The organism is Streptomyces sp. Da 82-17 (assembly GCF_046098215.1).
GTDB lineage: Bacteria > Actinomycetota > Actinomycetes > Streptomycetales > Streptomycetaceae > Streptomyces.
Genome location: NZ_JBJURH010000006.1, coordinates 331223 through 357704, shown reverse-complemented (window position 1 = coordinate 357704; position 26482 = coordinate 331223). Strand labels below are relative to the sequence as shown.

At 72.6% G+C, this 26482-nt stretch carries 24 protein-coding genes, 4 tRNA genes and 1 other RNA gene; 14 read left to right on the top strand and 15 right to left on the bottom strand.

The window, feature by feature from the left end; genetic code table 11:
- Positions 1-80: 80 nt before the first annotated feature.
- The 6 genes from ACIDOF_RS13435 to purS form a co-directional block, all read right to left on the bottom strand.
- Entirely contained in the window at positions 81-878 is a 798-nt protein-coding gene (locus ACIDOF_RS13435; protein ID WP_409006050.1) for a sterol carrier family protein, read from the bottom strand.
- Positions 879-929: 51 nt separating this feature from the next.
- Entirely contained in the window at positions 930-1976 is a 1047-nt protein-coding gene (locus ACIDOF_RS13430; RefSeq protein WP_409006049.1) for a M23 family metallopeptidase, read from the bottom strand.
- A gap of 93 nt (positions 1977-2069) precedes the next feature.
- Entirely contained in the window at positions 2070-2567 is a 498-nt protein-coding gene (locus ACIDOF_RS13425) for an ArsR/SmtB family transcription factor (RefSeq protein ID WP_409006099.1), read from the bottom strand.
- 143 nt (positions 2568-2710) lie between these two features.
- Positions 2711-4960: a phosphoribosylformylglycinamidine synthase subunit PurL gene (purL, locus tag ACIDOF_RS13420; protein WP_409006048.1), complete on the bottom strand. Its 2250-nt coding sequence runs from the start codon at positions 4958-4960 to the stop codon at positions 2711-2713.
- Positions 4957-5646, bottom strand: a complete 690-nt coding sequence (gene purQ / locus ACIDOF_RS13415) for a phosphoribosylformylglycinamidine synthase subunit PurQ (RefSeq protein ID WP_409006047.1) — start codon at positions 5644-5646, stop codon at positions 4957-4959. The genes purL and purQ overlap by 4 nt, the downstream gene beginning before the upstream one ends.
- On the bottom strand, positions 5643-5912 hold the full coding sequence (gene purS, locus ACIDOF_RS13410; RefSeq protein ID WP_409006046.1) for a phosphoribosylformylglycinamidine synthase subunit PurS: 270 nt from the start codon (positions 5910-5912) through the stop codon (positions 5643-5645). Before purS ends, purQ begins: the two co-directional genes overlap by 4 nt.
- A 364-nt stretch (positions 5913-6276) precedes the next feature.
- Between purS and ACIDOF_RS13405 the strand changes: the two genes are divergently transcribed.
- The 8 genes from ACIDOF_RS13405 (at position 6277) to ACIDOF_RS13370 (ending at position 10965) form a co-directional block, all read left to right on the top strand.
- Positions 6277-6612 (top strand): Lsr2 family protein, encoded by a 336-nt coding sequence (locus ACIDOF_RS13405; RefSeq protein WP_409006045.1) that lies wholly within the window; start codon positions 6277-6279, stop codon positions 6610-6612.
- 137 nt (positions 6613-6749) lie between these two features.
- Positions 6750-6821 (top strand) — tRNA-Gly (locus tag ACIDOF_RS13400).
- An 80-nt stretch (positions 6822-6901) separates the two neighbouring features.
- Positions 6902-6977: transfer RNA gene (locus ACIDOF_RS13395), tRNA-Gly, on the top strand.
- A 129-nt stretch (positions 6978-7106) separates the two neighbouring features.
- The gene (locus ACIDOF_RS13390) at positions 7107-8072 is read left to right on the top strand and encodes an ATP-binding cassette domain-containing protein (RefSeq protein ID WP_409006044.1); all 966 of its coding nucleotides are present in this window, start codon (positions 7107-7109) and stop codon (positions 8070-8072) included.
- Complete coding sequence (locus tag ACIDOF_RS13385; protein ID WP_409006043.1) at positions 8069-8878, top strand: ABC transporter permease; 810 nt, start codon at positions 8069-8071, stop codon at positions 8876-8878. Before ACIDOF_RS13390 ends, ACIDOF_RS13385 begins: the two co-directional genes overlap by 4 nt.
- A gap of 23 nt (positions 8879-8901) precedes the next feature.
- Positions 8902-10251 (top strand): sensor histidine kinase, encoded by a 1350-nt coding sequence (locus ACIDOF_RS13380; RefSeq protein WP_409006042.1) that lies wholly within the window; start codon positions 8902-8904, stop codon positions 10249-10251.
- On the top strand, positions 10248-10859 hold the full coding sequence (locus ACIDOF_RS13375) for a DNA-binding response regulator (RefSeq protein WP_409006041.1): 612 nt from the start codon (positions 10248-10250) through the stop codon (positions 10857-10859). The genes ACIDOF_RS13380 and ACIDOF_RS13375 overlap by 4 nt, the downstream gene beginning before the upstream one ends.
- Before the next feature lie 33 nt (positions 10860-10892).
- Positions 10893-10965 (top strand) — tRNA-Gly (locus ACIDOF_RS13370).
- 53 nt (positions 10966-11018) lie between these two features.
- On the opposite strand, the gene ACIDOF_RS13365 is transcribed toward ACIDOF_RS13370, so the two are convergent.
- The 6 genes from ACIDOF_RS13365 to ffs all read right to left on the bottom strand — a co-directional run bounded on the left by ACIDOF_RS13365 (position 11019) and on the right by ffs (position 20357).
- Complete coding sequence (locus tag ACIDOF_RS13365; protein ID WP_409006040.1) at positions 11019-11915, bottom strand: phosphoribosylaminoimidazolesuccinocarboxamide synthase; 897 nt, start codon at positions 11913-11915, stop codon at positions 11019-11021.
- Positions 11916-12014: 99 nt separating this feature from the next.
- Positions 12015-13604 carry a N,N-dimethylformamidase beta subunit family domain-containing protein gene (locus ACIDOF_RS13360; RefSeq protein ID WP_409006039.1) on the bottom strand — a complete coding sequence of 530 codons (1590 nt, stop codon included), beginning with the start codon at positions 13602-13604 and terminating at the stop codon, positions 12015-12017.
- Between the two features lie 372 nt (positions 13605-13976).
- Positions 13977-15935 carry a hypothetical protein gene (locus ACIDOF_RS13355; RefSeq protein ID WP_409006038.1) on the bottom strand — a complete coding sequence of 653 codons (1959 nt, stop codon included), beginning with the start codon at positions 15933-15935 and terminating at the stop codon, positions 13977-13979.
- A 391-nt stretch (positions 15936-16326) separates the two neighbouring features.
- A complete protein-coding gene (gene purD, locus ACIDOF_RS13350) occupies positions 16327-17601 on the bottom strand; it encodes a phosphoribosylamine--glycine ligase (protein ID WP_409006037.1) in 1275 nt (424 codons plus the stop codon).
- Positions 17602-17759: 158 nt separating this feature from the next.
- Entirely contained in the window at positions 17760-20150 is a 2391-nt protein-coding gene (locus tag ACIDOF_RS13345; RefSeq protein ID WP_409006036.1) for a DNA polymerase III subunit gamma and tau, read from the bottom strand.
- Positions 20151-20258: 108 nt separating this feature from the next.
- Positions 20259-20357: signal recognition particle sRNA small type (ffs, locus tag ACIDOF_RS13340), an RNA gene on the bottom strand.
- 72 nt (positions 20358-20429) lie between these two features.
- Between ffs and ACIDOF_RS13335 the strand changes: the two genes are divergently transcribed.
- A tRNA-Ser gene (locus ACIDOF_RS13335) sits at positions 20430-20517 on the top strand.
- A gap of 80 nt (positions 20518-20597) precedes the next feature.
- Here ACIDOF_RS13335 and ACIDOF_RS13330 read toward each other — a convergent pair.
- A complete protein-coding gene (locus ACIDOF_RS13330) occupies positions 20598-21350 on the bottom strand; it encodes a helix-turn-helix domain-containing protein (RefSeq protein ID WP_409006035.1) in 753 nt (250 codons plus the stop codon).
- A gap of 6 nt (positions 21351-21356) precedes the next feature.
- Here ACIDOF_RS13330 and ACIDOF_RS13325 point away from each other — a divergent pair, with 6 nt between their 5' ends.
- Positions 21357-21728, top strand: a complete 372-nt coding sequence (locus ACIDOF_RS13325) for a hypothetical protein (protein ID WP_409006034.1) — start codon at positions 21357-21359, stop codon at positions 21726-21728.
- Positions 21729-21910: 182 nt separating this feature from the next.
- Positions 21911-22327 carry a VOC family protein gene (locus ACIDOF_RS13320; protein ID WP_409006033.1) on the top strand — a complete coding sequence of 139 codons (417 nt, stop codon included), beginning with the start codon at positions 21911-21913 and terminating at the stop codon, positions 22325-22327.
- Positions 22328-22347: 20 nt separating this feature from the next.
- Here the strand turns inward: ACIDOF_RS13320 and ACIDOF_RS13315 are convergent, their stop codons facing one another.
- Positions 22348-23202, bottom strand: a complete 855-nt coding sequence (locus ACIDOF_RS13315) for a LysR family transcriptional regulator (RefSeq protein WP_409006032.1) — start codon at positions 23200-23202, stop codon at positions 22348-22350.
- 171 nt (positions 23203-23373) lie between these two features.
- Between ACIDOF_RS13315 and ACIDOF_RS13310 the strand changes: the two genes are divergently transcribed.
- Complete coding sequence (locus ACIDOF_RS13310; RefSeq protein ID WP_409006031.1) at positions 23374-24423, top strand: EamA family transporter; 1050 nt, start codon at positions 23374-23376, stop codon at positions 24421-24423.
- 6 nt (positions 24424-24429) lie between these two features.
- Here the strand turns inward: ACIDOF_RS13310 and wrbA are convergent, their stop codons facing one another.
- A complete protein-coding gene (gene wrbA / locus ACIDOF_RS13305; RefSeq protein ID WP_409006030.1) occupies positions 24430-25029 on the bottom strand; it encodes an NAD(P)H:quinone oxidoreductase in 600 nt (199 codons plus the stop codon).
- 179 nt (positions 25030-25208) lie between these two features.
- Between wrbA and ACIDOF_RS13300 the strand changes: the two genes are divergently transcribed.
- Together ACIDOF_RS13300 and ACIDOF_RS13295 are read left to right on the top strand one after the other, a co-directional pair.
- Positions 25209-25877, top strand: coding sequence for a TetR/AcrR family transcriptional regulator (locus ACIDOF_RS13300; RefSeq protein WP_409006029.1), 669 nt, complete (start codon positions 25209-25211; stop codon positions 25875-25877).
- Positions 25878-25894: 17 nt separating this feature from the next.
- Positions 25895-26449 (top strand): MarR family winged helix-turn-helix transcriptional regulator, encoded by a 555-nt coding sequence (locus ACIDOF_RS13295; protein ID WP_409006028.1) that lies wholly within the window; start codon positions 25895-25897, stop codon positions 26447-26449.
- Positions 26450-26482: the final 33 nt, after the last annotated feature.

Here is a 26482-nt window from a genome sequence, read left to right as displayed (position 1 = left end):
GGTCACCCCGCCCCGCTCCCCGGAGCACCGGCCTACACCTCATGACCGGCGCCCCGCTCGCCCGTCCGGGCGCTGGGCCGTCAGCTCATGACCGGGAGGAGCGTCGACAGGTCGGCCCGCTCGCCGCTCGCGGTGACCTTCGCCTCGTCGAGCGCCGTCGCCCAGTCCGTACGCCCCGTGGCCAGCCGGACCCAGGTCAGCGGGTCCGTCTCCACCACGTTGGGCGGGGTGCCGCGGGTGTGGCGCGGGCCCTCGACGCACTGGACCACCGCGTACGGCGGGATCCGCACCTCCGTCGCACCGCCGGGGGCCTTCGCCGCGAGCGCGTCCGCGAGGAAGCGGGTACACGCGGCCAGGGCCTGGCGATCGAACGGGACGTCGATGCCGGCCGCGCGGTTCAGGTCGTCGGTGTGGACGACGAGTTCGACGGTGCGGGTGACCAGGAAGTCGTTGAGGTCCATCGCCCCGAGCCGGGTGGCCAGCGTCCGGTGCGGGTCGGATTTGGCGAGGCGGTCGTCGAGGTCCGCCGTCGTGCGGGCGAACAGCTCGTCCAGCTCGTCCGGGGCGCGCGAAGCGAGCTCGGGGACCACCTCGGCCAGCGCCCCGGCGAACGGGAACGTCGCCGACGGCCAGTCCAGGAGCCCCAGTTCGGGCTTGGGCGGCTCGGGCTCGTCGATGTGCCGGACCACGGCGGACACGGCCATGTCGATGTGCACCAGGAGTTCCCGCACGGTCCAGGGCCGCAGATGCGTCGGCCCGGCGAGCTGCTCGGGCGTGAGCGCCTTCGCGGCTTCCCGTACGGCGGCGAACTGGGCCCGGATCGCGGCGGCGGTCTTCTTCGGGTCGTACGTACGCGGGCGCTTCTTCGCTGGCGGCATGGCAGAAACCCTACGTCCGGGGCACGACGAAGTCGGCGGGATCGGGCAGGTTCACTTGACCGCAGCCTCGGCGCTCGGCCGTCCAGCGCCGCGTGCCCCCGGCGCCGGTCTTCGCGGCCCCGGTTCCGTCTCCGTGCGGGTCGGCGCTGTCTCCACCGTGAACTCCTCGCCGCCTCTCGGCACGCCCACGCCGCGCCAGCTGAACGGGATGCCTCGCGCCGAGTCGCCGCCCGGGGAGTCCATCAGCTGGAAGTGGAGGTGCGGTTCGGTCGAGTTGCCCGAGTTGCCGCACTCGCCGAGGAGTTGGCCCGCCTGCACCCTGTCCCCGACCTCGACCGTGATCGAGCCTCGCCGCAGATGGCAGAGGCCTGCGTACACCTCCCCATGCAGCTCCCCGCCGTCCGCCCCGTCCTCCAGGCGCAGCACCACGTGGTTGCCGAAGGTGAAGCTGCGCGGGGCGAAGGAACGGACGAGCTGTTCGACCAGCAGGAAGTAGAGCAGGCCGAGCAGGCTCGTACGGGCTCGGTGGTCGCGCCGGGTGTCCACGACCTCGACCACCGTGCCGTCGGCGGGCGCGGACACCGGGCTTCCGTACGCCGGGAACTCCTCGGGTCTGTGCAACCTCCACAGCCCCGAGCCGAGCCCCGAGCCCACGCCTGAGCGCCGCCCCGCGGAACTCTCCTCGTCCTCGGCCCTCTCCCCGACTCTCTTGATGTCGATCGCATGGCTCTGTCCGCCCCAGTGCGTGCCGTGGCTCGGCACCTTGTCGGCGGGGCTGTTCGCGGCCTGCCAGCGGCCGGTCACGGGCGGGTCGACGAGCACCGGCTCGCGCGCGATCACGGCGTCGGCCGCCGAACTCCCGCTCCCCGCGGGCCGCTTCGAGGCGAACCGCGCGAAGACCCACTCCCCCAGCAGGGCCATGGTGAGCACGAACGCGCCGGCCAGCAGCCAGCGGCCGTACGTCGAGCGGTGCAGTGCGTCGACCCAGTCGGCCGACAACAGCTCGGCCAGGCCTGTCACGAACATCAGCCCGCAGGCGGGCAGTTGAGCCGTCCGCCAGAGTCCGACAGCGCGCCGGACAGCAGTGCTCCTGGTCATCCGTATCCCCCGGAAGTACTCAGTCGTGGCGCGGTGGTCAGCCGCACCCGACACGAAAAACGCCCCTCAGCGAAGGCTCTTCAGCGAAGCCCCTCAACGTCGAGCCGCCGCGAGGGCCGCGAGGAGCGGGACCACGCGGCCCGGCGGCACCTCGTACCGCCCTCGGCCCGGTGTGTGCAGCCAGCCTGCGGAGCTGAGTTGGCGCAGGTGGTGGTAGATCTGGCCGGTCGTGCCGACCCCTTCGAGTGCGGTCAGTTCGGCGGCGGTTCTGCGGCCGCCGATGATCTCGCGCAGCAGCCGCAGGCGTACGGCGCTGCCCAGGGCGGCGAAGGCTTCCGCCGCGTCGTTCCAGTCCTCCTCGATCAGGCCGTCCGTCGTGTGGTGCTGCTCCCACTCGTACTGCTCGTGCGTGGGCAGGCGGACGGAGCCGGCGAACACCACCAGGCCGTTGCCGTCCGGGCGGGCGGCGGTCTCCTCCTGGATGCGGGCCAGCGCCCACAGCTCCTCGCCCCCGGCCGGAACCCTGCCCGGGGCCGTCTTCCGTGCGTGCTCACCCTCGAGAGCCGCGAGCCGTCGCTCCAGCTCCGTCATCCGCTCCTCAAGTCCCACGGCATGACTCTACGTAATTACGTAATCCTTGACAAGGCCCCGAACCCACCCTGTGGACAACGCACTTCGGCCCCGCCCGGAAGAACCGGACGGGGCCGAAGTCGCGTACGTACGAGAGGGGAGCCTCAGGCCAGCAGGCCCGGCACCGTCTCCTCGTGGGCCGTGCGCAGCTCGCTCAGCGGGATGCTGAACTCGCCCTGCACCTCGACCGCGTCGCCGTCGACGACGCCGATACGGGTGGCCGGCAGGCCGCGCGCCCCGCACATGTCCGTGAACCGGAGCTCCTCGCTGCGCGGCACCGCGACGATCGCGCGGCCCGCGGACTCGGAGAGCAGGAACGTGAACGCGTCCAGGCCGTCGGGCACGACGAGGCGCGCACCGCGACCGCCGCGCAGGCAGGACTCGACGACCGCCTGGACGACACCGCCGTCGGACAGGTCGTGCGCGGCGTCGATCATGCCGTCGCGCGAGCCGGAGATCAGGATCTCGGCGAGCAGCTTCTCCCGCTCCAGGTCGACCTGCGGCGGCAGACCGCCCAGGTGGTCGTGGACCACCTGCGACCAGGCCGAACCGCCGAACTCCTCGCGGGTCTCGCCCAGGAGGTAGAGCAGCTGGCCCTCCTCGGCGAAGGCGATCGGCGTACGACGGGTCACGTCGTCGATGACGCCGAGCACCGCGACGACGGGCGTCGGGTGGATCGCCGTCTCCCCGGTCTGGTTGTAGAGGGAGACGTTGCCGCCGGTCACCGGGGTGCCCAGCTCCAGGCAGCCGTCCGCGAGACCGCGGGTGGCCTCGGCGAACTGCCACATCACCGCCGGGTCCTCGGGCGAGCCGAAGTTCAGGCAGTTCGAGATGGCGAGCGGCTTGGCGCCGGACGCGGCCACGTTCCGGTACGACTCGGCGAGCGCCAGCTGCGCGCCGACGTACGGGTCGAGCTTCGCGTACCGCCCGTTGCCGTCCGTGGACACGGCGACGCCGAGGTTGGTCTCCTCGTCGACCCGCACCATGCCGGAGTCCTCCGGCTGGGCGAGGATCGTGTTGCCCTGCACGAAACGGTCGTACTGGTCGGTGATCCACGCCTTGGAGGCCTGGTTCGGGGAGGCCACCAGCTTGAGGATCTGCTCCCGCAGCTCGTCCGAGTTCGCCGGGCGCGCGAGGGCGTTCGCGTCGTCGGCCTGCAGCTGGTCCTGCCAGGACGGGCGCTCGTACGGCCGGTGGTAGACCGGGCCCTCGTGGGCGACCGTGCGCGGCGGGACGTCGACGATCTGCTCGCCGTGCCAGAAGATCTCCAGGCGCTCGCCCTCGGTCACCTCACCGATGACGGTGGCGATGACGTCCCACTTCTCGCAGATCTCCAGGAAGCGGTCGACCTTGCCGGGCTCGACGACCGCGCACATGCGTTCCTGCGACTCGCTCATGAGGATCTCCTCGGGCGAGAGCGTCGCGTCACGCAGCGGCACGGTGTCCAGCTCGACCCGCATGCCGCCGGAGCCGGCCGATGCCAACTCGCTGGTGGCGCAGGAGAGTCCGGCGCCGCCGAGGTCCTGGATGCCCGCGACGAGGTCCTCGCGGAAGATCTCCAGGGTGCACTCGATGAGCAGCTTCTCCTGGAACGGGTCGCCGACCTGGACGGCCGGACGGCGCGAGGGGCCCGTCGAGTCGAAGGTCTCGGAGGCGAGCACGGAGACGCCGCCGATGCCGTCGCCGCCGGTGCGGGCGCCGTACAGGATGACCTTGTTGCCGGTGCCGGAGGCCTTGGCGAGGTGGATGTCCTCGTGCTTCATGACGCCCACGCACAGCGCGTTGACCAGCGGGTTGCCCTGGTAGCAGGGGTCGAAGACGACCTCGCCGCCGATGTTGGGCAGGCCCAGGCAGTTGCCGTAGCCGCCGATGCCCGCGACGACGCCCGGCAGGACGCGCTTGGTGTCGGGGTGGTCGGCGGCGCCGAAGCGCAGCGGGTCCATGACGGCGACCGGGCGGGCGCCCATCGCGAGGATGTCGCGCACGATGCCGCCGACGCCGGTCGCGGCGCCCTGGTACGGCTCGATGTACGACGGGTGGTTGTGCGACTCCACCTTGAAGGTGACCGCGTAGCCCTGGCCGACGTCGACCACACCGGCGTTCTCGCCGATGCCGACGAGCAGCGCGTCGTTCTCGGGCGCCTTCTCGCCGAACTGCTTGAGGTGCACCTTGCTCGACTTGTACGAGCAGTGCTCCGACCACATCACCGAGTACATGGCGAGCTCGGCGCCGGTGGGACGGCGGCCGAGGATCTCGCGGATGCGCGCGTACTCGTCCTGCTTGAGGCCGAGTTCCTTCCAGGGCTGGTCGACCTCGGGGGTCTCGGCGGCGTGCTTGACCGTGTCGAGCGTCATGCGCTGGCCCCCTTGAGGAGGTTCTTCAGGATCGAGGTGAAGAAGCCGAGCCCGTCGGTGCGGCCGGTGCCGACCAGCGGCTCCACGGCGTGCTCGGGGTGCGGCATCAGACCGACGACGTTGCCCGCCTCGTTGCTGATGCCGGCGATGTCACGGAGCGAGCCGTTCGGGTTCACGTCCAAGTACCGGAAGGCGACGCGGCCCTCGGCCTCGAGCATGTCCAGGGTCCGCTCGTCGGCGACGTACCGGCCGTCGATGTTCTTCAGCGGTACGGAGATCTCCTGGCCGGCCGTGTAGTCGGAGGTCCAGGCGGTCTTCTCGGTCTCGACGCGCAGCTTCTGGTCGCGGCAGACGAAGTGCAGGTGGTTGTTCCGCAGCATCGCGCCGGGCAGCAGGTGCGTTTCCGTCAGCACCTGAAAGCCATTGCAGATGCCCAGAACCGGCATTCCACCCTTGGCCTGCTCGATGATCGTCTCCATCACCGGCGAGAACCGGGAGATCGCCCCGGCCCGCAGATAGTCGCCGTAGGAGAAACCGCCGGGAAGGACCACGGCGTCGACCTGCTTCAGGTCCTTGTCGCGGTGCCACAGCGGCACCGCTTCCGCGCCGGCGACACGGACCGCGCGCTGGGTGTCACGGTCGTCGAGCGTGCCGGGAAAAGTGACGACTCCGATACGAGCAGTCACTTCGACTCCCCGGCAACGGCGGCCTCTTCGACCTTGACGGTGAAGTCCTCGATGACGGTGTTGGCGAGGAAGGTCTCGGCCATCTCGTGGATACGGGCGAGGGCGGCCTCGTCGACCGGCCCCTCGACCTCGAGCTCGAAGCGCTTTCCTTGACGTACGTCCGCGATGCCCTGGAATCCCAGGCGCGGCAGTGCACGCTGCACCGCCTGTCCCTGGGGGTCGAGGATCTCGGGCTTGAGCATGACGTCGACTACGACGCGTGCCACTGGCACTCCCGGTGTGTGGTGCGTGAGAACGGTTCCTTCAGCGTATCCGACGGAAATTTCTACGCGCATAGATTCGTAGAGTCCTACGTGATGGCCGTCACTTTAGGGAGACATCGGACGCCCGCCGGGGAAAATCCAGGGAAAATTCCGTGCAGGCATTGCCGGAACCATTGCACACGGACACGCGGACGTATTCAGTCGGACTTCCCAATGCATTGCCGGGACCTGTACAAAGGAAATGGCAATACTCCGGGACAGTCGGCGCCCTGCCCGTATAAAACACCCGGGGAACAGCCGTAACACAGCCGAACAGTCGGCCATCGCCGCATGTCAGCGGCGAGTCCGCATGAAGGGACCGATATTCGTGGCGCAACGTGTCGTGGTCACTCTCTTCGACGACATCGACGGCGGAGAAGCGGCGGAAACGGTCGCCTTCGGTCTCGACGGCAAGTCGTACGAGATCGACCTCAATCAAGCCAATGCCAAGAAACTGCGCAAGGCCCTCGCCCCCTACCTGCAGGCGGGCCGCAAGCAGTCGCGCACCGGCAGGGCCGCCAAGCCCGGCAAGGAGTTCAAGCACACCGCGGTGACCCCCGACCCGGCCGCCGTCCGCGCCTGGGCGCGCTCGCACAAGATGGACGTGCCGGCCCGCGGCCGCATCCCGAAGAAGGTCTACGAGGCGTTCGAGGCCGCCAACTGACCTCCCGTACAAGGGTGCTGCGGCGAGCTCCCGCGAGGTCGCCGCAGCAGCCGACTTGCACAACACCCCCGCTGGTCGGCTAAAGTCTGGAGCGCGCCGCGGGGCAGGGCCGAGAGGCCGGGCCCCACGGAAGACGCGCGGGTGTAGTTCAGTAGCAGAACACCCCCTTTCCAAGGGGGAGGCGCAGTGTGCAATTCCTGTCACCCGCTCTGCATCGGATTACCGACCACTCCGGTGGATCAGGTACTCTGGTGCTCGCGCCGATCGGTGAGAGCCGGTCGGAGGCAATGCGAACGTAGCTCAGTTGGTAGAGCGCAACCTTGCCAAGGTTGAGGTCGCGAGTTCGAACCTCGTCGTTCGCTCCACATCGAAGGCCCCGGTCCACTGGACCGGGGCCTTCGGCGTATTCCGGCCCGGCCCCTCTGACATTTGTCATACGCGCCGATGACAGCACGCACTGCCGCCGCCCCGGCTCCCGCGAAAAACTGGATCACATGAACACCGATGACCACGTGATCGAAGTCACCGATCTGCGGCGCGTGTACGGGGGCGGTTTCGAGGCCGTACGGGGAGTCTCCTTCGCCGTCGGCCGCGGTGAGCTCTTCGCCCTGCTCGGCACCAACGGCGCGGGCAAGACCTCCACCGTCGAAGTGCTCGAAGGCCTGGCCAAGCCGTCCGGGGGAAGGGTGCGGGTGCTCGGGCACGACCCGCACGCCGAGCGGAGCCTCGTCCGGCCGCGGATCGGGGTGATGCTGCAGGAGGGCGGATTCCCCTCCGAGCTGACCGTCGGCGAGGCGCTGCGGATGTGGGCCGGGTGCACCAGCGGATCCAGGCCCACGGGAGAAGCCCTGGAGCTGGTCGGCCTGGAGCGCCGGGCCCGCGTACGGATCAAGCAGCTGTCCGGCGGGGAGAAGCGGCGGCTCGACCTCGCGCTCGCGCTGCTCGGACGGCCCGAAGTGCTGTTCCTCGACGAGCCGACGACCGGGCTCGACGCCGAAGGACGCGCGGAGACCTGGGAGTTGGTGCGGGCCCTGCGCGCCTCCGGCACCACCGTGCTGCTCACCACGCACTACCTCGAAGAGGCCGAGTCGCTCGCCGACCGGCTCGCGATCATGCACGCCGGTCGGCTCGCGGTGAGCGGGACGCCCGCCGAGGTCACCGCCACGCAGCCCTCGCAGATCTCCTTCCAGCTGCCCGACGGCTACCACCTCGGCGACCTGCCGCCCCTCGGCCCGCTCGGCGTCTCGGCGCACGAGCTGGAGGGGCGGACCGTGAAGCTCCGTACCGACGTGCTCCAACAGGCCGCCACACAGCTGCTGTTGTGGGCGCGGGACGCGGGGGTCGAGCTGCGGGGGCTCGACGTGCGGTCGGCCTCGCTCGAGGAGGCGTTCCTTCGGATCGCGCGGGACGTCAAGCAGGAGGACGAACGGGACGTACGGGCGAAGGAGAAGGTGGCATGAGCGCCGCGACCACGACGACGACGACCACGGCCGGCGGGCCGGCCACGACCGCCGCGGGACGCCTCGCGGCCCTGGGGCGGGCCGAGTTGACGCTGCTCGGCCGCAGCAAGGGCATGCTCGTCACGGCGGTCGTCGTACCGCTGCTGCTGCCGCTGAGCGTCCAGCAGACCCTCAAGGGCGACATGCTGGAGAAGGCCGGGCTGAGCATGGGCACCGCCATGCTGACCGCCGGGGTCGGCTTCGCGATGCTGTTCGCGGTGTACGCGGCGCTCGTCAACATCTACGTCGCCCGCCGCGAGGAGCTCGTCCTCAAGCGGCTGCGCACCGGCGAGCTGCTCGACCGGGAGATCCTCGCCGGCACCGCGCTGCCCGCCGCGCTCATCGGGCTCGCGCAGTGCGTCGTCGTCGCCGTCGCCTGCACCGCCCTGATCGGCCTGGAGGCGCCCGAGGCGGTCCATCTGGCCGTCCTGGGCGTGCTGTTGGGGATCGTGCTGATGGTCGCGCTCGGCGCGGTCACAGCGGCGTTCAGCCGTACCGCCGAGAGCGCGCAGGTCAGCAGCCTGCCGCTGATGTTCGTGTCGATGATCGGTTCCGGCATGACCGTGCCCATGGAGGTCTTCCCCGACCGGGTCGCCTCCGTACTGGAACTGCTGCCGCTCTCCCCCGCGATCCGCCTCGTCCGCGGCGGCTGGACCGGGGAGCTGTCCGCGTACGAGGCGCTCGGCGCGGTGGCGACGGCGGTGGCCTGGGTGGTGCTCGCGGTGTTTGCTGTACAGCGGTGGTTCCGCTGGGAACCGCGGCACTGAGCGGGGAGTGGGGAACGGTGGTCGTGCGGTTCGGGAAGTGGCGGCAGAGCAGTGCTCTGGAACGGGTCGACCTCTACACACGCGGCACGATCTACCTGCTCGTCTGGGTGGCCGTCCCCGTCATGGTCGCCCTGTCCGTGACCCGGCCGGTACGGCAGCAGGCGCCCGCCGTCCTGATCGCCGCCGTCGTGCTGCTGGCGCTGGCCCAGGGCTGGTGGTCGATCCGGCTGATCCGCGGCGGGTTCCTGCAGTACCTGGGCGTCGAGGACATGCCCCGGCGCCAGGTCGGGGCGGGCGCCGCGCTCACCGCGGCCCTGCTCGTCGGCCTGCTGGCGCTCGGCCGGATCACCGGGATGACCGAGTTCCCGATGCTGACGACGGCCCTCGGCTGCGCCGCCCTGCCGTTCCTCTGCGGGTACGCCCTGCTCGTCCCCGCCCGGACGGCCGTACGCCGGGTCCTCGCGCTCAACCTGGCGGTCTGCGCGGCCGTGTGGCTGCTCAGCGGCAGCGTCGGGCTGACGCTGTCCGCGCTGATCGGGCAGACCTTCGCGGGCTGCTGGATGGCGCTCACGGTGCGCTGCTCGGCCTGGGTCCTCGCCGTGATGTACGAGCTGCGCGAGGCCCGCGACATCGAGACCCGCCTCGCCGTCGCCGAGGAGCGGCTGCGGTTCGGGCGCGATCTGCACGACGTGCTCGGCCGCAACCTCGCCGTGGTCGCCCTGAAGAGCGAGCTCGCCGTCCAGCTGGCCCGGCGCGGCCGGCCCGAGGCGGTGGAGCAGATGATCGAGGTCCAGCGGATCGCCCAGGAGTCCCAGCGCGAGGTCCGCGAGGTCGTACGCGGCTACCGCGAGGTCGGACTCGGGGCCGAACTCGCCGGTGCGCAGGGCGTGTTGAAGGCCGCGGGGATCGACTGCCGGGTGCTCGGCGCGGAAGCGGCGGACGCCCTGCCGCCGGCCGTGCACGCGGCGCTCGGCTGGGTCGTCCGGGAGGCGGCCACGAACGTGCTGCGGCACGGGGACGCGGAGCGCTGCACGATCGCCCTGCGCGTCCAGGACGGATCCGGCCCTGCCGCCGTCCTGACGGTCGAGAACGACGGCGTACGGCAGCCGCTGCCCGCCGCGTCCGGCACGCGCGGCTCGGGGCTCGTCGGCCTGCGCGAGCGGCTCTCCGGGGTGGACGGCGTCCTGGAGGCGGGCCCCACCGGCGACGGCCACTTCCGCCTCACGGCCGAGGTCCCGCTGCCGACCCGCAGCACCGAGGCGGAGCCCGTACGAAAGGACCCCGGGCGAGGGAACTCCGTACGGGAGAACAAGGCGCCGGAGGCCGGTGAGCCGGTCGGCACGGCACGAACGGCACGAAAGGACACCCGGTGACGGCCGTACGCGTACTCCTCGCCGACGACGAGCATCTGATCCGGGGAGCGCTCGCCGCGCTGCTCGCGCTCGAGGACGACCTGAGCGTGGTCGCCGAGGCGGCCTCGGGTCCGGAGGCGCTCGCGATGGCGCGGGCGCACCGGCCGGACGTCGCGGTCCTCGATCTGCAGATGCCGGGCGCCGACGGTGTGAGTGTGGCCACATCCCTGCGGTCCGAACTCCCCGACTGCCGCACCATGATCGTGACCAGCCACGGCCGCCCCGGGCACCTGAAACGGGCCCTCGCAGCGGGGGTGCGGGGCTTCGTCCCGAAGACCGTCAGCGCCCAGCGGCTCGCCGAGATCATCCGCACCGTGCACGCCGGAAACCGTTACGTGGACCCGGAGTTGGCAGCCGACGCCATCGCTTCGGGGGACTCCCCGCTGACCGCGCGCGAGGCCGAGGTGCTGGAGTTCGCGGCCGACGGAGCACCCGTCGCGGAGATCGCCGAACGGGCCGCGCTGTCGCAGGGAACGGTCCGCAACTACCTCTCGTCGGCCGTCTCGAAGCTCTCCGCCGAGAACCGTCATGCGGCAGTGCGCATCGCACGCGAGCGAGGTTGGCTATAGTGGAGGTGCACCGACGGAAGCGGTGCACGCCTTGCGGACGTAGCTCAGTTGGTAGAGCGCAACCTTGCCAAGGTTGAGGTCGCCAGTTCGAACCTGGTCGTCCGCTCTTGATCGAAGCCCCCGGTGCCATCGGCGCCGGGGGCTTCGTCGTTCACCGTGTCACCAGCGGGTCCCGGTGAGCTTCTCGTACGCCTCGATGTACTTGGCGCGGGTCTGCTCCACGACCTCGGCGGGCAGCGCGGGCGGCGGCTGCTCGCTCTTGCGGTCCCAGCCGGAGGCCGGCGAGGTCAGCCAGTCCCGCACGAACTGCTTGTCGTACGAGGGCTGCGCGCGGCCCGGCTCCCAGGTGGCGGCCGGCCAGAAGCGCGAGGAGTCCGGGGTGAGGACCTCGTCGGCGATCACCAGCTCCGCTCCGTCGAAGCCGAACTCGAACTTGGTGTCCGCGAGCAGGATGCCGCGTTCGCGGGCGATGTCACGGGCCCGGCTGTAGACGGCGAGGGTGGTCTGGCGGAGCTGGGCGGCGGTCTCGGCGCCGACCTGGCGGACCACTTCCTCGTAGGAGACGTTCTCGTCGTGCTCGCCGACCTCGGCCTTCGTGGCGGGCGTGAAGATCGGCGCGGGCAGCTCCGAACCGTCGACGAGGCCCTCGGGCAGCGCGAGACCGCAGACGGTGCGGGACTGCTCGTACTCGACGAGGCCCGAGCCGGTCAGATAGCCGCGCGCCACGCACTCCACCGGGACCATCTGCAGCGACTTGCAGATCAGGGTGCGGCCCTGCCAGTCGGCCGGGGCGCCCTCGGGCAGCTCGGTGGAGAGCACGTGGTTGGGGACGAGGTCGGCGAGCTGGTCGAACCACCAGAGCGACAGCTGCGTGAGGACCCGCCCCTTGTCGGGGATCTCGCTGGGCAGCACCCAGTCGTACGCGGACATGCGGTCGCTGGCGACCATCACGAGGTCGCCCGCCTCGTTCTGGTACAGCTCGCGCACCTTGCCGGTGTGCAGATGCACCAGACCCGGAACCTCGATCGGCTCGGGCTTTTCAACGAATCCGGACACGGTTCCTCCCCGTGGTTTTGGCCAATGCCTGCATTCTCCCGTATGCGAGGAGCTGCTTTCGGCCAGGGGGCCCGGGGCGGGAGCGGGTGGTGGCAGGTGTCAGTCGCGTTTGCAGATGCGGTCGAGGAGGTTGGCCGTGGCGCGCTGGATGCGCGGGTCGACGTGGCCGGGGCGGTCCAGGGCCGGGGACCAGGCGAAGGTGCCGGAGGCGAAGACCAGGGCGCCGGAGGGGGCGCGGTAGAGCGAGGTCTCCTGGTGGCGGCGGGCGCCGCCCGCGTCCTGGTACGGGGAGTGGGCGAGGAGGATGCGGCCGCGGTGCTCGGGGAGCGCGGTCCGCGGGAAGTACCGGTCGGCCTCTCCCGCGACCAGGCCCTCCAGCTCGTCCCCCTCGTACGCCCCCGTCGCCTCCCACAGCCAGTGCTCGGCGTTGCGGACGACCAGCGGGGCGGGCTCCGGCACGCGGCCCGCGTACTGGATGCCGAGGAGCTGCTGCTCGGGCCGGTCCTGCTCGCGCCACAGGGCGGCTTTTCCGGGGCCTCGGCGTTTGCGGCAGGTCAGCAGGCGGTCGGGCACGCCGGACGGGGCGGGGCTCAACTCCACTTGCCAGTACATGGTGTTGGCGGAGAGGAAGACCAGGGACGTGCCGCCGGCTCTGGCCTGCTCGGCGGTGCGGCGCATGGGCGCCGACCAGTACTCGTCGTGGCCGGGGAAGACCAGGCCTCGGTACCGCGCGGGGTCGACGCGGCCGGCGTGCAGATCGCGGGCGTCGGCGTACGCCAGGTCGTATCCGTACCGCTCGGCCCAGCGGATGAAGTCGTAGGCGTGGCCCACATGCAGGGGGAGGCCCGCGCCCGCGTACGGCCGGTCGAAGGAGACGGTGACGGCGGCCTCGCTCTCGCCGAGGAGGCGGCCCTCGTCGTCCCAGGCGTGGTAGAGGCTGGCGCCGGTGCGGCCGTCCTCCGGGTACAGGTTGTAGGCCTGCCAGGTGATGTCGGGGAGCAGCAGGAGGAGGTCCGCCGGGCGGTCGTCGCGGACGGTGAACGGGATGTGCGAGCGGTAGCCGTCGGCGGTGGTGAGGACCGCCACGTACGCCCCGACGTTCCAGTAACTCGGGATCTGCAGGCGCCAGGAGAGCCACCAGTGGTGACACGAGACCGTGCGGTCCGCGGCCAGCGGGGGTGGCTGGACGATGCCGGAGAGGCGCGGGCTGGTGGTGATCTTCGCGGCGCCGTCGCCCGCGTAGTGCCCGATGCGGTAGACGTCCACGCCGAACTCCTGCGGCGGGTCGACGGTGACGTGGAAGTCGATCGCCTCGCCCGGGGCCACCGCTCCCGTCGACGTGAAGCCCTTGATCTGGCGGTGCACGTCGTCGGCGGTGCGCGGGCCCGCGGGGGCCGTCGATGTGCCGCGCGGGTGCGGGAGTTCGGCCGCTGCGGTCCGGGGCTGCGCGGAGCGGGGCTGCGCGGGCCGGGGCTCGGTGGCGGCGGGCTGGGCCAGGTCCACGTACCAGGGGACGACCTTGCCCGTGTCGTCGAAGTAGTGCTCGCTGCCGCGCAGCCACGGGAGCGGGCCCTGGCCGAAGGGGTCGGTCACGCCGTGCGCGAGCGCGCCGGACTCCCAGCGCCGGATCGGCTGCTTCGGGCTTCGGGTACGCGACGCCCGCCGGTGCGCCGCCCGCTCCGTCCCCATGCCGCCCTCCCTCGATCCAGGTGGCCCCTCTGTCGGCGTGCACAGCACATCACATAACGCATGCACACCGTCACCCTTCGTCGTGAAATTCAGGGTTTCTCAGGGGTGTTGGGAGGGTTTCCCCGATGTACGTCAGGGGCGCGGCTTGTCGCTGTGGGGGCGCGCGCGTGGGGTGTGCGCCTGCCTGGGGTGCGCGCCTGGGGGCTGGGGCGGGCTGAGGGACTTGGGTACTCGGGGCGTGCCTGGGCCTGGCCTCGGATGTGCGACGCGGGGCGTGCCTGGGCCTGGCCTCGGATGTGCGACGCGGGGTGTGCCTGGGTCTGGCCTCGGGTGTGCGACTCGGGGGGGCGCCCCGGGGTGTGCGCGTCGGGCTCAGACGAGGCGTACGGGCTTCTCCGGGCGTACGCCGAGGTCCTTCAGCCAGCCGCGCAGGGGCTCGGGGTCGCCGTCCTCCACGAGGCTCTGCACGTGCGGGGCGAGGTCGACGGCGCGCTCGCCGGAGACGAGGAGGGTGGGCCCGTCCAGCCAGTCCAGGCCGGGGGCCGCGCCTGCGGTGTCGACCGCGGCGCAGCAGATCATCGCCAGCACGTGGTCGGTGAGCAACTCCCGCCCGGAGCGCGGCGGTTGCAGCGGGAAGAGCGGCAACTGGCCGTCGTCCCACAGCGCTTCGTCCGGCCCGCCCGCGGCCGAGGCGGCGGGCGCGGCAGGCGCCGGGGCGGCGGCCTCCTCCCGGGCCAGCTCCGCGGTGAGCCGCGCGGCGAGGGCGGCGGCCTCGGGGGATTCCTGGGACTCGTCGGGGTCGTCGAGGGGGCCGGGGAGCGCGGGGTCGGGGAGGTCGGCGTCGGGGAGGGCGGCGTCGGGGGCCGCGGGCGTTTCTGTGGCCGGGTCGGTCGCTGTCGACGTCTCCGTCCTCGTCGCGGCGGGCGCCGTCTTCGTACGCGTGCCGCCCGCTGACGCGTACGCCTCGGGGCCGGCGGGCGTGGCGGGGGACGGACCGGACGACGGAGCCGGGGCCGGGCCTGGCGGCGGGGGCGGGCCGGGCGGAGAGGCCGGGCCGCTCGGTCTCGCCGACAGGTGGTCCAGGACGCGGGCGAGCGTGGGCGCCTCCGGCTCGTCCTGCGCCGTGCCCTCGCTGCGTACGCCCAGGTCGTTCAGTACGCGGTGGAGGCGGGCGGCGTCCGCGCGCCACTTCCGGTCGACGACCTCCTCCGGGTACTCCTGCCAGCCGACCGGCGCCCAGTCCGGGCCGCGCTCGGCGGGGCCGCCGTGGAAGAGGCGGGCGGCGAGCAGCGACGTCGCCTCGTCGACCACGCCGGGCTCTTCGAGCAGGTCGCACGCGGGGCGCTCGCCGAGCCGGGAGGCGAAGCCCTCCGCGAGCCGGTCGCGCCGGGACAGCTCGGTCAGGGCGGCGACCACTCCGGCGTCCAGGCGGTCGGGCCAGCGGCCCATGCGCCAGGCGGGCAGCGCGACCCTCGTGAGCAGGCGGTCCCAGCCCGCGTACGCCAGGCCGACCTGTTCCTGGGCGACGATCCGCAGGCCGTAGTCCACGTTCTGGGCGCGCTCGGCGGCGGCGGCCGCGACGCCGCGCTCCATCTCCGCCGCGTGCCCGCGGCAGGCCTGCAGCATCAGCCGGGACACCCAGCCGACACCGGCCAGGACGACGCGCGGCAGCGAGCCCCGGCCCGGCTTCGAGGCCTCGGCGACCGCCGCGTCCAGGCCGCGCACGAAGCGCCGGGCCGCGGCTATGTCGGGGTGGGCGGAGGGGCCCGTACCGGCGACGACCGGGGCGAGGACCGCGCGCAGCTCGCCGACGCGCATCCACCACAGGAAGGGCGAGCCGATGACCAGCACGGGCGCGGGGACCGCGGCCTCGCCCGCGGAAGCGGTAGCCGACGGGGTGCGCTCGGCGGCTCTGCGGGGCGGGCCGTGCGCCGGGTGCGTACGGTCCTCCAGCCAGCTGTCGCAGTCCGGGGTGAGGGCTATGGCCGAGGGCGCGGGGACGTCGAGCCGGTCCGCGAGGTCGCGCACCAGGCGGTACAGATCAGGGGCGGACTCCTCGGCGATCGGGACCGTGGGGCTGAGGGCGGGGCGCGCGCGGGCGACGACCAGCGCGACGCCCGCCGCGGCGAGCAGCACGAGCAGCGCGGCGCCGCTCACGATCCACCGCACGACGTCCCAACTGCCGCCGCCGATACGGCCGGTGAGCCCGCCGGCCACCAGGATCACCGCGAGCGCCGCGGGCAGCAGGGCGACCGCGATCGCCCGGCTGCGCACCCGCAGCACGGCCAGCGCTCGGAAGCGCGCGGCCTGCGCGCCCCTCTCGCCTTCCACACCGGTTCCGGACACGGCCGGACGTCACCCCCTCTGCCCTGCGACGGCTTTGCTCACTCCCCCACTGTGGCACCCACCACTGACATCGCAATGCCGGTGGGCCAAGTGCCGGAATGCTTGCGCCGCACCCTAGTTGGGGCTTCGGAGCCCGTCAGCCGGATGGGCCACCGCTCACTCGATGGAATGGCTTTGGCTAAAGGTGGATGACGATCACGCCCCCGATCAGGCGTCAGATCTCGCCACTCCGGTTCAGGGCGGGTGAGGGCGCCGGGACGGCCGCCGAAGGCAGGCTGCGCGGGTCCGTGGCGTTCACGGGCCCGAACGCAGACTGCGCGAGGTCCGTGGCGTTCACGGGCCCCGCGCAGTGCGGTGTTCTGCAGGGAGAGGGCGGTCAGCCGGCGGTCGGTGTTCCGGCGGCTCCTGCGGCCGCCTTGGCCGCGATGTCCGTGCGGTGCTGCCCGCCGTCGAGACGAATCCGGCCGACGGCGGCGTACGCGCGCTCCCGCGCCTCGTTCAGGTCGGCGCCGGTCGCGGTGACGGACAGCACACGGCCGCCGGCGCTGACGACCGCGTCGCCGTCACGCTTGGTCCCGGCGTGCAGGACGTACGCGTGCGGGGCGTCCTGCTCGGCCACCTCGTCGAGGCCGCCGATGGGGTCGCCGGTGCGGGGCGTTCCCGGGTAGTTGTGCGAGGCGACGACCACGGTGACGGCGGCGTCCTCGCTCCAGTTCAGCGGCGGCTCGTCGGCGAGGGTGCCCTGCGCGGCGTGCAGCAGGACGCCGGCGAGCGGGGTCTTGAGGCGGGCCAGGACGACCTGCGTCTCGGGGTCGCCGAAGCGGGCGTTGAACTCGATCACCCGCACACCGCGCGAGGTGATGGCGAGGCCCGCGTACAGCAGTCCGGAGAACGGCGTTCCACGGCGCCGCAGCTCGTCGACCGTGGGCTGGAGGACCGTCTCCAGGACCTCGTCGACCAGCTTCGGGTCGGCCCACGGCAGCGGCGAATAGGCACCCATGCCGCCGGTGTTGGGGCCTTCGTCGCCGTCGAGGGCGCGCTTGAAGTCCTGCGCGGGCGTGAGCGGCAGGACCGTCACACCGTCGGTGATCGCGAAGAGGGAGACCTCGGGGCCGTCCAGGAACTCCTCGATCACGACGCGCTCGCAGGCGTTCGCGTGCGCCCGCGCGGCCTCCAGGTCGTCGGTGACGACGACGCCCTTGCCGGCCGCGAGACCGTCGTCCTTCACCACGTACGGGGCGCCGAACGCGTCGAGCGCCTCGTCGACCTCGGCCGGGGTGGTGCAGACGTACGAGCGGGCCGTGGGCACACCGGCGGCGGCCATGACGTCCTTCGCGAATGCCTTGGAGCCTTCGAGCTGCGCGGCCTCGGCGGACGGGCCGAAGACGGGGATGCCCGCCGCGCGCACGGCGTCGGCGACGCCGGCGACGAGGGGCGCCTCCGGGCCGACCACGACCAGGCCGGCGCCGAGCTCGGTGGCGAGCGCGGCCACGGCGGCGCCGTCGAGGGCATCGACCGCGTGCAGCTCCGCGACCTCCGCGATGCCGGCGTTGCCGGGCGCGCAGTGCAGGGCGGTGACCGCCGGGTCGAGGGACAGTGAGCGGCACAGGGCGTGTTCGCGGGCGCCGCTGCCGATGACGAGGACCTTCACACGTGCAGCCTAGCCGGAACGTCCCGGTGCTTTTGTACGGGGCGACGGGCGTGAGACGCGCCGCCTTTCGTAGGTTCCTCTACGTGGCGGGCGGTCCCGGGGCTGCCGTGCGCACGGTCGGCGGCGGGCGCGGAGGTGGTCCGGCCCGGCCGCGTCGGCTACTCGTTCGTGAACTCCTCGACCACGGTCGCGCCCAACTCCCGCACGATCAGGTCGTGTCCGGACAGCGCTGTGTCGTCCAGGTCCGGGTCGTCGTCCGCCGGGACGTCGTCCTCGATGGAGTACGGCGGGGGTTCCGGGGCGGACGGCTCCGGTCGCGGGGCCGGGGCGGACGGCGCCGGCGCCGAGGACTGCTGCGGCGCCGGGCGCTGCGGTGCCGCGGACTGCGACTGCTGCTGCTGGGCCGGGGCCTGCGGCTGGGGCGCGGGCTGGCGCGGGGCCGGGGCCGCGCCGCCGCCGAAGTTGGCCGCTGCGGGCGGCGGGGCTGCGCCACCCGACGGGTCGACGATCGCCTCGATCTTCCAGTGCGCGTTGAACTGCTCGGCGAGGGCCTGGCGGAGCACGTCCTCGCTGCCGCTGCTCATGAAGTTGTCCCGCGCACCGGCGTTGATGAAGCCGAGCTGCAGGGTCTGACCGTCGAAACCGGCCACCGAGGCGTTCTGGCTGAGCAGGATCCAGGTGAAGCGGCGGCGGTTCTTGACCGCCTCCAGGATGTTCGGCCAGAGGCTGCGGGCGTCGATCCCCCCGGCCGGCGGCCCGGACGGAACCGCTCCGGCGGGCGGGCTCTGCGGAGGCTGCGGCGCTTGCGGTGCCTGCGGGGCGGCGGGCGCGGGGGCAGGGCTCGGCGGGTTCGGGCGACCGCCTCCCGCGGGCGCGGCGGTCGGCCAGGCCCCCGGCCGCGAGCCACCGGAAGCCGCACCGCCTGCGGGGGCACCGCCTGCGGGCGCACCCCCCTGACCGGCGCCGGAAACGGTCGGCCAAGCACCAGGCGCCGGGGCACCCCCCGGACCGCCCGACTGCGCAGGCTGAGCAGACGGCTGTACGGGCGCCGGGGCGGGCTCGGCGGGAGCAGGAGCGGGCGCGGAAGCAGGAGCCGACGCGGGCGTCGACGGGGGCGCGGACGCAGCGGCGGGGCTCGGGGCGGCCGGAGCCGGACCCGCCGCTTCCGGCGCTGCGGCAGCCGGAGCGGGCGCCCCAGCCCCGGCCCCAGCGCCCGCCGCGGGAGCCGAACCCGGAGCAGCCCCCGGAGCAGCCCCTCGCACCGCAGCCCGAGCAGCGGCCGGGCCGCCGCCGGGCGGCACGGGAGGACCGGCGGGCGGCATGGGCGCGTGCGCCTCCGGCCCCGGCGCGTACCCCATGGCGGGGGCCTGGCCGCCCCCGGCGTTGAAGTTGCCGCCGCGCTCCAGGCGGTCGAGGCGGGCGAGGACGGCGCGCTCGTCGTCGTAGGCGGCGGGCAGCAGCACGCGCGCGCAGATCAGTTCCAGCTGGAGTCGCGGCGAGGTGGCGCCGCGCATCTCGGTGAGGCCTTGGTTGACGAGGTCGGCGGCGCGGCTCAGTTCGGCGGCGCCGAAGACTCCGGCCTGTGCCTGCATCCGCTCCACGACGTCGGCGGGGGCGTCGATCAGACCCTTCTCCGCGGCGTCCGGCACGGCGGCGAGGATCACGAGGTCGCGCAGCCGCTCGAGCAGGTCGGCGACGAAGCGGCGCGGGTCGTTGCCGCCCTCGATGACGCGGTCCACCACCTCGAAGGCGGCGGCGCCGTCACCGGCCGCGAAGGCGTCCACCACGGAGTCGAGCAGCGAGCCCTCGGTGTAGCCGAGCAGGGCCGTCGCCATGGCGTATGTCACACCGTCGGCGCCCGCGCCCGCGAGGAGCTGGTCCATGACGGACATGGAGTCACGCACGGAGCCAGCGCCGGCCCGCACCACCAGAGGCAGCACCCCGTCCTCCACGGGGATGTCCTCCTTGCCGCAGACCTCGCCGAGGTAGTCCCTGAGGGTGCCCGGGGGGACCAGGCGGAAGGGGTAGTGGTGCGTACGCGAGCGGATCGTGCCGATGACCTTCTCGGGCTCCGTCGTCGCGAAGATGAACTTGAGGTGCTCCGGCGGCTCCTCGACCACCTTCAGGAGGGCGTTGAAGCCCGCCGAGGTGACCATGTGGGCCTCGTCGATGATGTAGATCTTGTACCGACTGTTGGCCGGGCCGAAGAATGCCTTCTCGCGCAGGTCACGGGCGTCGTCCACGCCACCGTGCGAAGCCGCGTCGATCTCGATGACGTCGATGGAGCCCGGTCCGTTGCGCGCGAGGTCGCGGCAGGACTGGCACTCCCCGCAGGGCGTCGGAGTGGGACCTTGCTCACAGTTGAGGCAGCGCGCCAGGATGCGCGCGCTGGTCGTCTTGCCGCAGCCGCGCGGGCCACTGAACAGGTACGCGTGATTGACCCGGTTGTTCCGCAGCGCCTGCTGCAGCGGGTCGGTCACATGTTCCTGCCCGATGACCTCGGCGAACGACTCCGGGCGATAACGGCGGTACAGCGCAAGGGACGACACGCATACGAGGTTATCGGTGCCCACTGACAACCGGTCCCGCCCACGGACACCGCCGATCTGCCCGGGACGGCGACGGCCCTGCCCGACAGGGCGGCGGTCCTGTCCGGGAACGCAAACGCCCCCCACGCACCCGCCAGAGCCGACCTACCCTTGCTGCCTTCCGGCCCTGGGGGAGTTCAGTCAGATAGCGCCACGTGAGGGGCTGCGCCAAGAGTACATGCTCCGGGCCGGGGGGAACGAGTTCGCGAGCACTCCTCAACGTCTTGTATTGTTTGCGGCGGAGGATTCGCCTAGAGGCCTAGGGCGCACGCTTGGAAAGCGTGTTGGGGGCAACCCCTCACGAGTTCGAATCTCGTATCCTCCGCCAGTGCCTCACCGGGCACGAAGTCGAAGGGCCCCACCGTTCGCGGTGGGGCCCTTCGACGTTGTGCGGCTCTGCGTGCGGCTCTACCGCGTACGAACCTGTGCCGCGCGCAGTGATCCCGGAGTGCGGCCCAGCATCGTTCGGGACGTGCGGGTCAGGTGGGGCTGGTCGGCGAAACCGGCCGCCGCCGCGGCGTCCGCGGCGGAGTTGTGCGGCAGTGCCGCGACCGCCTCGCGCAGTCGCGCCCAGCGGCGCAGCAGGACGAGCGGAACGCCCGCCGCCGCCCGCACCAGGGCGCGCAGCCGGGGCTCGGACAGCCCCACGTCGGCGGCGATCTCCCGCAGCGGCGCATCGGCGACGTGCCGTACGGCGTGCAGCACGCGCGCGTCCAGGGCGATTTCGGAGCCGGCGAGGGTGCGCAGCTGTGCGTGAAGTTCGGCGTCCGCCGCGGCGAGGTCGGGCGGCCCGGCGTCCGCGGTGACCGGACCGAGCGCGGCGAGCAGACGTCGTACGGCGTGGGGGTCGAGGCGGACGAGGCCGAGGGACGGGTCGAGGCGCCAGGGGTCGATGAACAGGGCCGCGTAGCCGGATGTGGTGGCGCAGGTGTGGGCCAGCTGCGGGGGCACGAGCAGGCCCGGCGCGGTGAGGGGCGGGCGGGCGTCGCGGCCGAGGACGGCTTCGCCGGAGGTGGGCAGGACCAGCTTCCAGGCGGGGTGCCGGTGGCGAGTGACGGCGAAGGGCTCGGACTCGGCGAAGAGCGTCGCCTCGGGGCCGGTCGCGAACATCCGGAGGCGATCGTTCTGTTCAAGCGTCCAGGCGCGGGATGAGTCGAGCATCGCGGCATGGACTCTATGGCGGCTGTCGCGCTCGCGCTCTTCCTTGTAGTGACGGGTTTCACGCACTTCGTGTTTCCGCGCTACTTCCGGTCGCTGGTGCCGGAGTGGCTCGGGCGGAGCGCCGGCGTGCTCGTGGGGGTTTCCGGGGTGGTGGAGGTGTTCGTGGGGGCGCTCGTGCTGCTGCCCGCGAGCCGGGTGTCCGGGGCGTGGGCGGCAGCGGGACTCTTCGCCGCGTATCTCGTACCGCATCTCGACGCGCTGCGGCCCGTGCACCGCGGGCGGCCGGGTCTGCTGTGGCGGCCTGCGGGGCTGGCGGGGCGGCTCCTGGTGAACGCCGGATACGTGGGCTGGGCGGTGGCAGTGGCGCTCGCGGCGTGACGGGTCCGTTGTCCGTCCAGGCTCCGTTGCCGTCCAGGTGCGTTGCCGTCGAAGGGCCGTTGCCGTCCGGGTGCGTTGCCGTCGAGAGGCCGTCGTCGTCGAAAGGCCGTTGTCAGTGGGCGCGACTAGCCTGAATCGGGACAGCTGGATTGCTTGGTTTCATCCCGATCCGGGAGGTTTTCATGGCTTCGCGTCTCAACCCGTACCTCAGCTTCGACGGCGACGCCCGGCAGGCTCTGGAGTTCTACAAAGAGGTCTTCGGCGGCACGCTCTCGCTGAACACCTTCGGCGAGCTGGGCGGCCAGTCCGGCGGCGCCGACGCCGACAAGATCATGCACGGCATGCTGGAGACGACCAGCGGCTTCACGCTGATGGGCGCGGACACCCCGCCCGGCATGGAGTTCAAGGCGGGCAGCAACTTCGCGGTGAGCGTCAGCGGCGACGACGACGCCGAGCTGCGCGGCTACTGGGAGAAGCTCTCCGCCGACGGAAACGTGTCCGTGCCCCTGGAGAAGCAGATGTGGGGCGACGTCTTCGGCATGTGCACGGACAAGTTCGGCGTCCCGTGGATGGTCGACATCGGCGAACCGCAGAGCTGAGCCGCCGACGCCGCGCGTGCTCAGGACGTGAGCGTCTCGCGGGCCAGAGCGACCAGGTCGGGGATCGCCGGATGGCCGCCCCGTTCCCGCCAGGCGAGCAGGACCGGCACATCCGGTGCGTCGACGAGGGGGCGGTAGGCGACCGCGGGGTGCGCGTTCATACGGGGAGTGGACTCGGGCGTGACGCCGATGGCGCGGCCCGCGGCGATCGCGGCGTGCCAGTCGTCGGTGTTGGTCACCGACACCACGGACGTGGGCCGTCGGGTGGCCGGCCACAGGTCGAGGTTGGTGATGCCGGAGACGGTGTTGATCGCGACGGGCTGGTCGGCGAGGTCCGCGAGGGTCAGCTCGGCGCGCTGCGCGAGCTCACTGTCGGCGGCCATGACGGCCACGCGGCGCTCGGTGAGCAGCGTCGTGGCGACGAAGCCGGGCACGTCGAGCGGAGCCCGCAGGAGCGCCGCGTCCGCCCTGCCCTGGGTCAGCCCGGCCGTGCGGTCGTCGATGCGCAGCAGCTCGAGCGGGGTTTCCGGGTGCCGGCGGTCCCAGCGGCGGAGCAGTTCCGAGGTGTGCTCGCCGAGTGCGGGGCCGGTGTGGCCGAGGCGCAGCGGCCAGGCGGACAGGGCGCCGGGTTCGAGCGCGGCGTCCACGGCGGCGACGGCCGCGGCCGCACGGTCGCGGAACACCCGGCCTTCCGGGGTGAGTTCGAGGTGATGCGTCGAACGGTCGACGAGCCGGGCGCCGAAGTGGTCCTCCAGGGCGCGCAGGGTGCGGGACAGCGCGGGCTGACTCATGTGCAGCCGGGCCGCGGCGCGGGTGATCGTGCCCGCTTCGGCGATCGCGAGGAAGCAGCGCAGATGCCGCAGCTCCACAGCCATGGTCCGCCCGCCTTCCTCACCGCTGTACGGCTACTTCCTCACCGCTGTACGGCTGCCCGTACGGACGTCCCCGTGCGGCCATCCGTGCGGCCATCTGGTCATGCGTCGTGAGCATAACCACGGGTCGTTGTGCATTTCACGTGGGACGGAGGGCTCCGTAGCGTGGAGGGCATGACGACGACCGCCGCCTCCCGCTCCGCTTCCGCGTCCGCGCGCACGCCCGCCGAGGTGGGCGCGGGGACCGGGCCGACGGGCGGGCGGGGCCGGCTCGTCGGCGTGGGACTGGTCGTGGCGGGGGCGCTGTCGACGCAGTTCGGCTCGGCGGTCGCGGCGCTGCTGTTCCCGCGGGCCGGTGCGCTCGGCATCGTGACGCTGCGGCTCGTGCTGTCGGCGGTGCTGCTGCTCGCCGTGTGCCGACCGAGGCTGCGCGGGCACGCGCGGGCGGACTGGGCCGTGGTGTGCGGGTTCGGGCTCGCGCTGGGCGGGATGAACACGCTGTTCTACCAGGCCATCGAGCGGATCCCGCTGGGCCCGGCCGTGACGTTGGAGGTGCTGGGCCCGCTCGCGCTGTCCGTGATCGCCTCGCGGCGGCTCGCCAGCCTGCTGTGGGCGGCGCTCGCGCTGGTCGGTGTGTTCCTCCTCGGTGAGGGCGGATTCGGTCAACTCAACGTCGCGGGCGTCTCGTTCGCGCTCGGCGCCGGGGCGATGTGGGCCGCGTACATCCTGATGAGCGCGCGGGCCGGGGCGCGGTTCCCGCGGGCGGACGGGCTCGCGCTCGCGATGGGCGTGGCGGCCGTGGTCAGCCTGCCGATCGGGGTGGCGAGCGCGGGCTCGGCGCTGTTCGTGCCGTCGACGCTCGCGCTGGGTCTCGCGCTCGCCGCGATGTCGTCCGGACTGCCGTACTCCCTCGAGCTGTTCGCGCTGCGGCGGCTGCCCGCGTCGACCTTCGCCGTCCTGATGAGCCTCGCCCCCGCGGTCGCCGCGCTGGCCGGACTCCTCGTACTCGACCAGGAGTTGGCGGCCCTGCAGTGGCTGGCCATCGCGCTCGTGATCGCGGCGAGCATCGGGGCCGTGCGTACGGGATCGGGGCGGCGTCCGCGCGCCGCACGACTCGGCCGTACGAGACGGCTCACGAGGCGTGCGACGCGTACGGCACGCACGGAACGTACGAAGCGCGGCGTGGTGGCGTCCGGTGGGGACCAGGAGTCCGGGCGGGAGTAGCCGGGGTTACGCGGCCACCTTCTCCGTGAGGCGTGCGAGGCGCTCCCCCTGGTGGCGGGCCGCGTCCAGGGCGGCGTCCGTGACCGGGCCCGCGGATCCGGCGTGCACCGTGCCGTAGGGGTTGCCGCCGGCCGCGTACACCTTCTCGTCCGTGAAGCCGGGCGAGACGATCAGCGAACCCCAGTGGTGCGCGGTGTTGTAGAGCGCCAGGAGCGTGGACTCGTTGCCGCCGTGCAGGTTGTGCGCGCTGCTGAAGCCCGTGAACGGCTTGTCCTGGAAGACGCCCTGGGCCCACAGGCCGCCGGTCGAGTCGATGAACTGCTTGAGCTGCGACGCGATGTTGCCGTAGCGGGTGGGCGAGCCCAGGGCGTAACCGTTCGCCCAGGTCAGGTCGTCGAGCGTGGCGACCTCGACCTGGTCCTTCGTCGCGTCGACGTGCTCGCGCCAGGCCGGGTTGGCGTCGATGGCGGCGTCCGGGGCGAGCTCGCCGACGCGGCGCAGGCGGACTTCGGCGCCCGCCTTCTCCGCGCCCTCGGCCAGCGCCTGGGCGAGGGCGTGCACGGTGCCGGTGGCGGAGTAGTAGATGACGGCGATCTTGGCGCTCATGGCGGACCCATCCTTTTCGCGTACGTCTGCACGTCTGCACGACACCGGGGGCGAAGCGGATTGCTATCCGTTTCCGGTGCCACGACCCAGTGAAGCGGATCGTTATCCGGTTCGCAAGGGGTCCGGGGAAGCTAAACGGATAACTTTCCGCACCGCCGCGGCCCGCGTACGCTCAGGACATGAGCGCCACCCGCGACCAGCCCACCCCCGACGAACCGGCCACGGACCGACCCGCCCCCGACCGGCCGCGCCTCCAGCTCCCCCTCGTCGACCAGCCGCCGCCGGAGCGCGCCGACGCCGCCCGGAACCGGCGGAAGATCCTGGACGCGGCGGCCGGGCTCGTCGCGGAGCGGGGCGCGGACGCGGTCACGATGAACGCCGTCGCGCATGCGAGCGGGATCGGCGTCGGCACGGTCTACCGGCGGTTCGGCAGCGTCGCGCAGCTGCTCATCGCCCTGCTCAACGACCGCGAGATGCAGCTCCAGGAGGCCTTCATCAGCGGGCCGCCCCCGCTGGGCCCGGACGCGCCGCCCGCCGAGCGGCTGCGCGCCTTCCTGCACGCACTCGCCGACCACGTCGACGAACAGCACGCCGTGAGCCTCGCAGCGGAAGCCGCCGATCCGGGGGCCCGGTTCCGCGAGGGGCCGTACGCGACGGTGCACACGCACGTGGCGATGCTCGTCGGACAGGTGCGGCCGGAGGCGGACGCGGCCGTGCTCGCGCACCTGCTGCTCGCCCCGATGGCGCCGAGCCTGCTGCACCACCTGCGCGCCGAACGCGGCTACTCGGCCGAGCGGGTCAAGGGCGCGATCGACCAACTCCTCCGCCTTGACCTCAAGTTCGATTGAGGTTCTACGTTCGCCGCATGACGACGACACAGCGCACGCCGCAGCCGACACCGCAACCGACATCAGAACCGACGCCTCAGCCGACGGCACCGCCCACGACGCAGCAGACGACACCGCCCGCGGCGCGGTTCACGTACTCGCACGACGACGAAGGGCTGCTCAACCAGCCGATCGGGTACTGGAGTTGGGCCGCCAACAAGGCCGTCATCGACTACATCCGCGCGGGCCTGGCGGAAGTCGACCTGACGCAGCCCCAGTGGTGGGTGATCAACCAGGTGCGGGACGGGGCCCGCTCACGCGCGGAGGTGTCCACGATGCTGAGCGGCTACCTCGGAGTGGGTGACGCGCTGCAGGCCGACATCGACGACCTGCTCGCCCGCGGCCTGCTCTCCGGCGAGGCCACGATCTCCCTGACCGGTACGGGCGCCGAGCTCCTCGAACGCGCCACCGTCCGTCAGCGGAAGAGCCTCGCGCAGATCCACGAAGGGGTGTCGGACGCGGAGTTCCTCACGACGATGAAGGTGCTGCAGCGAATGATCCACAACACCGGCGGCAAGGCCTGGCACCACTAGCCGTCCCTCGACAGGACCGGCCCCCGTACCCTG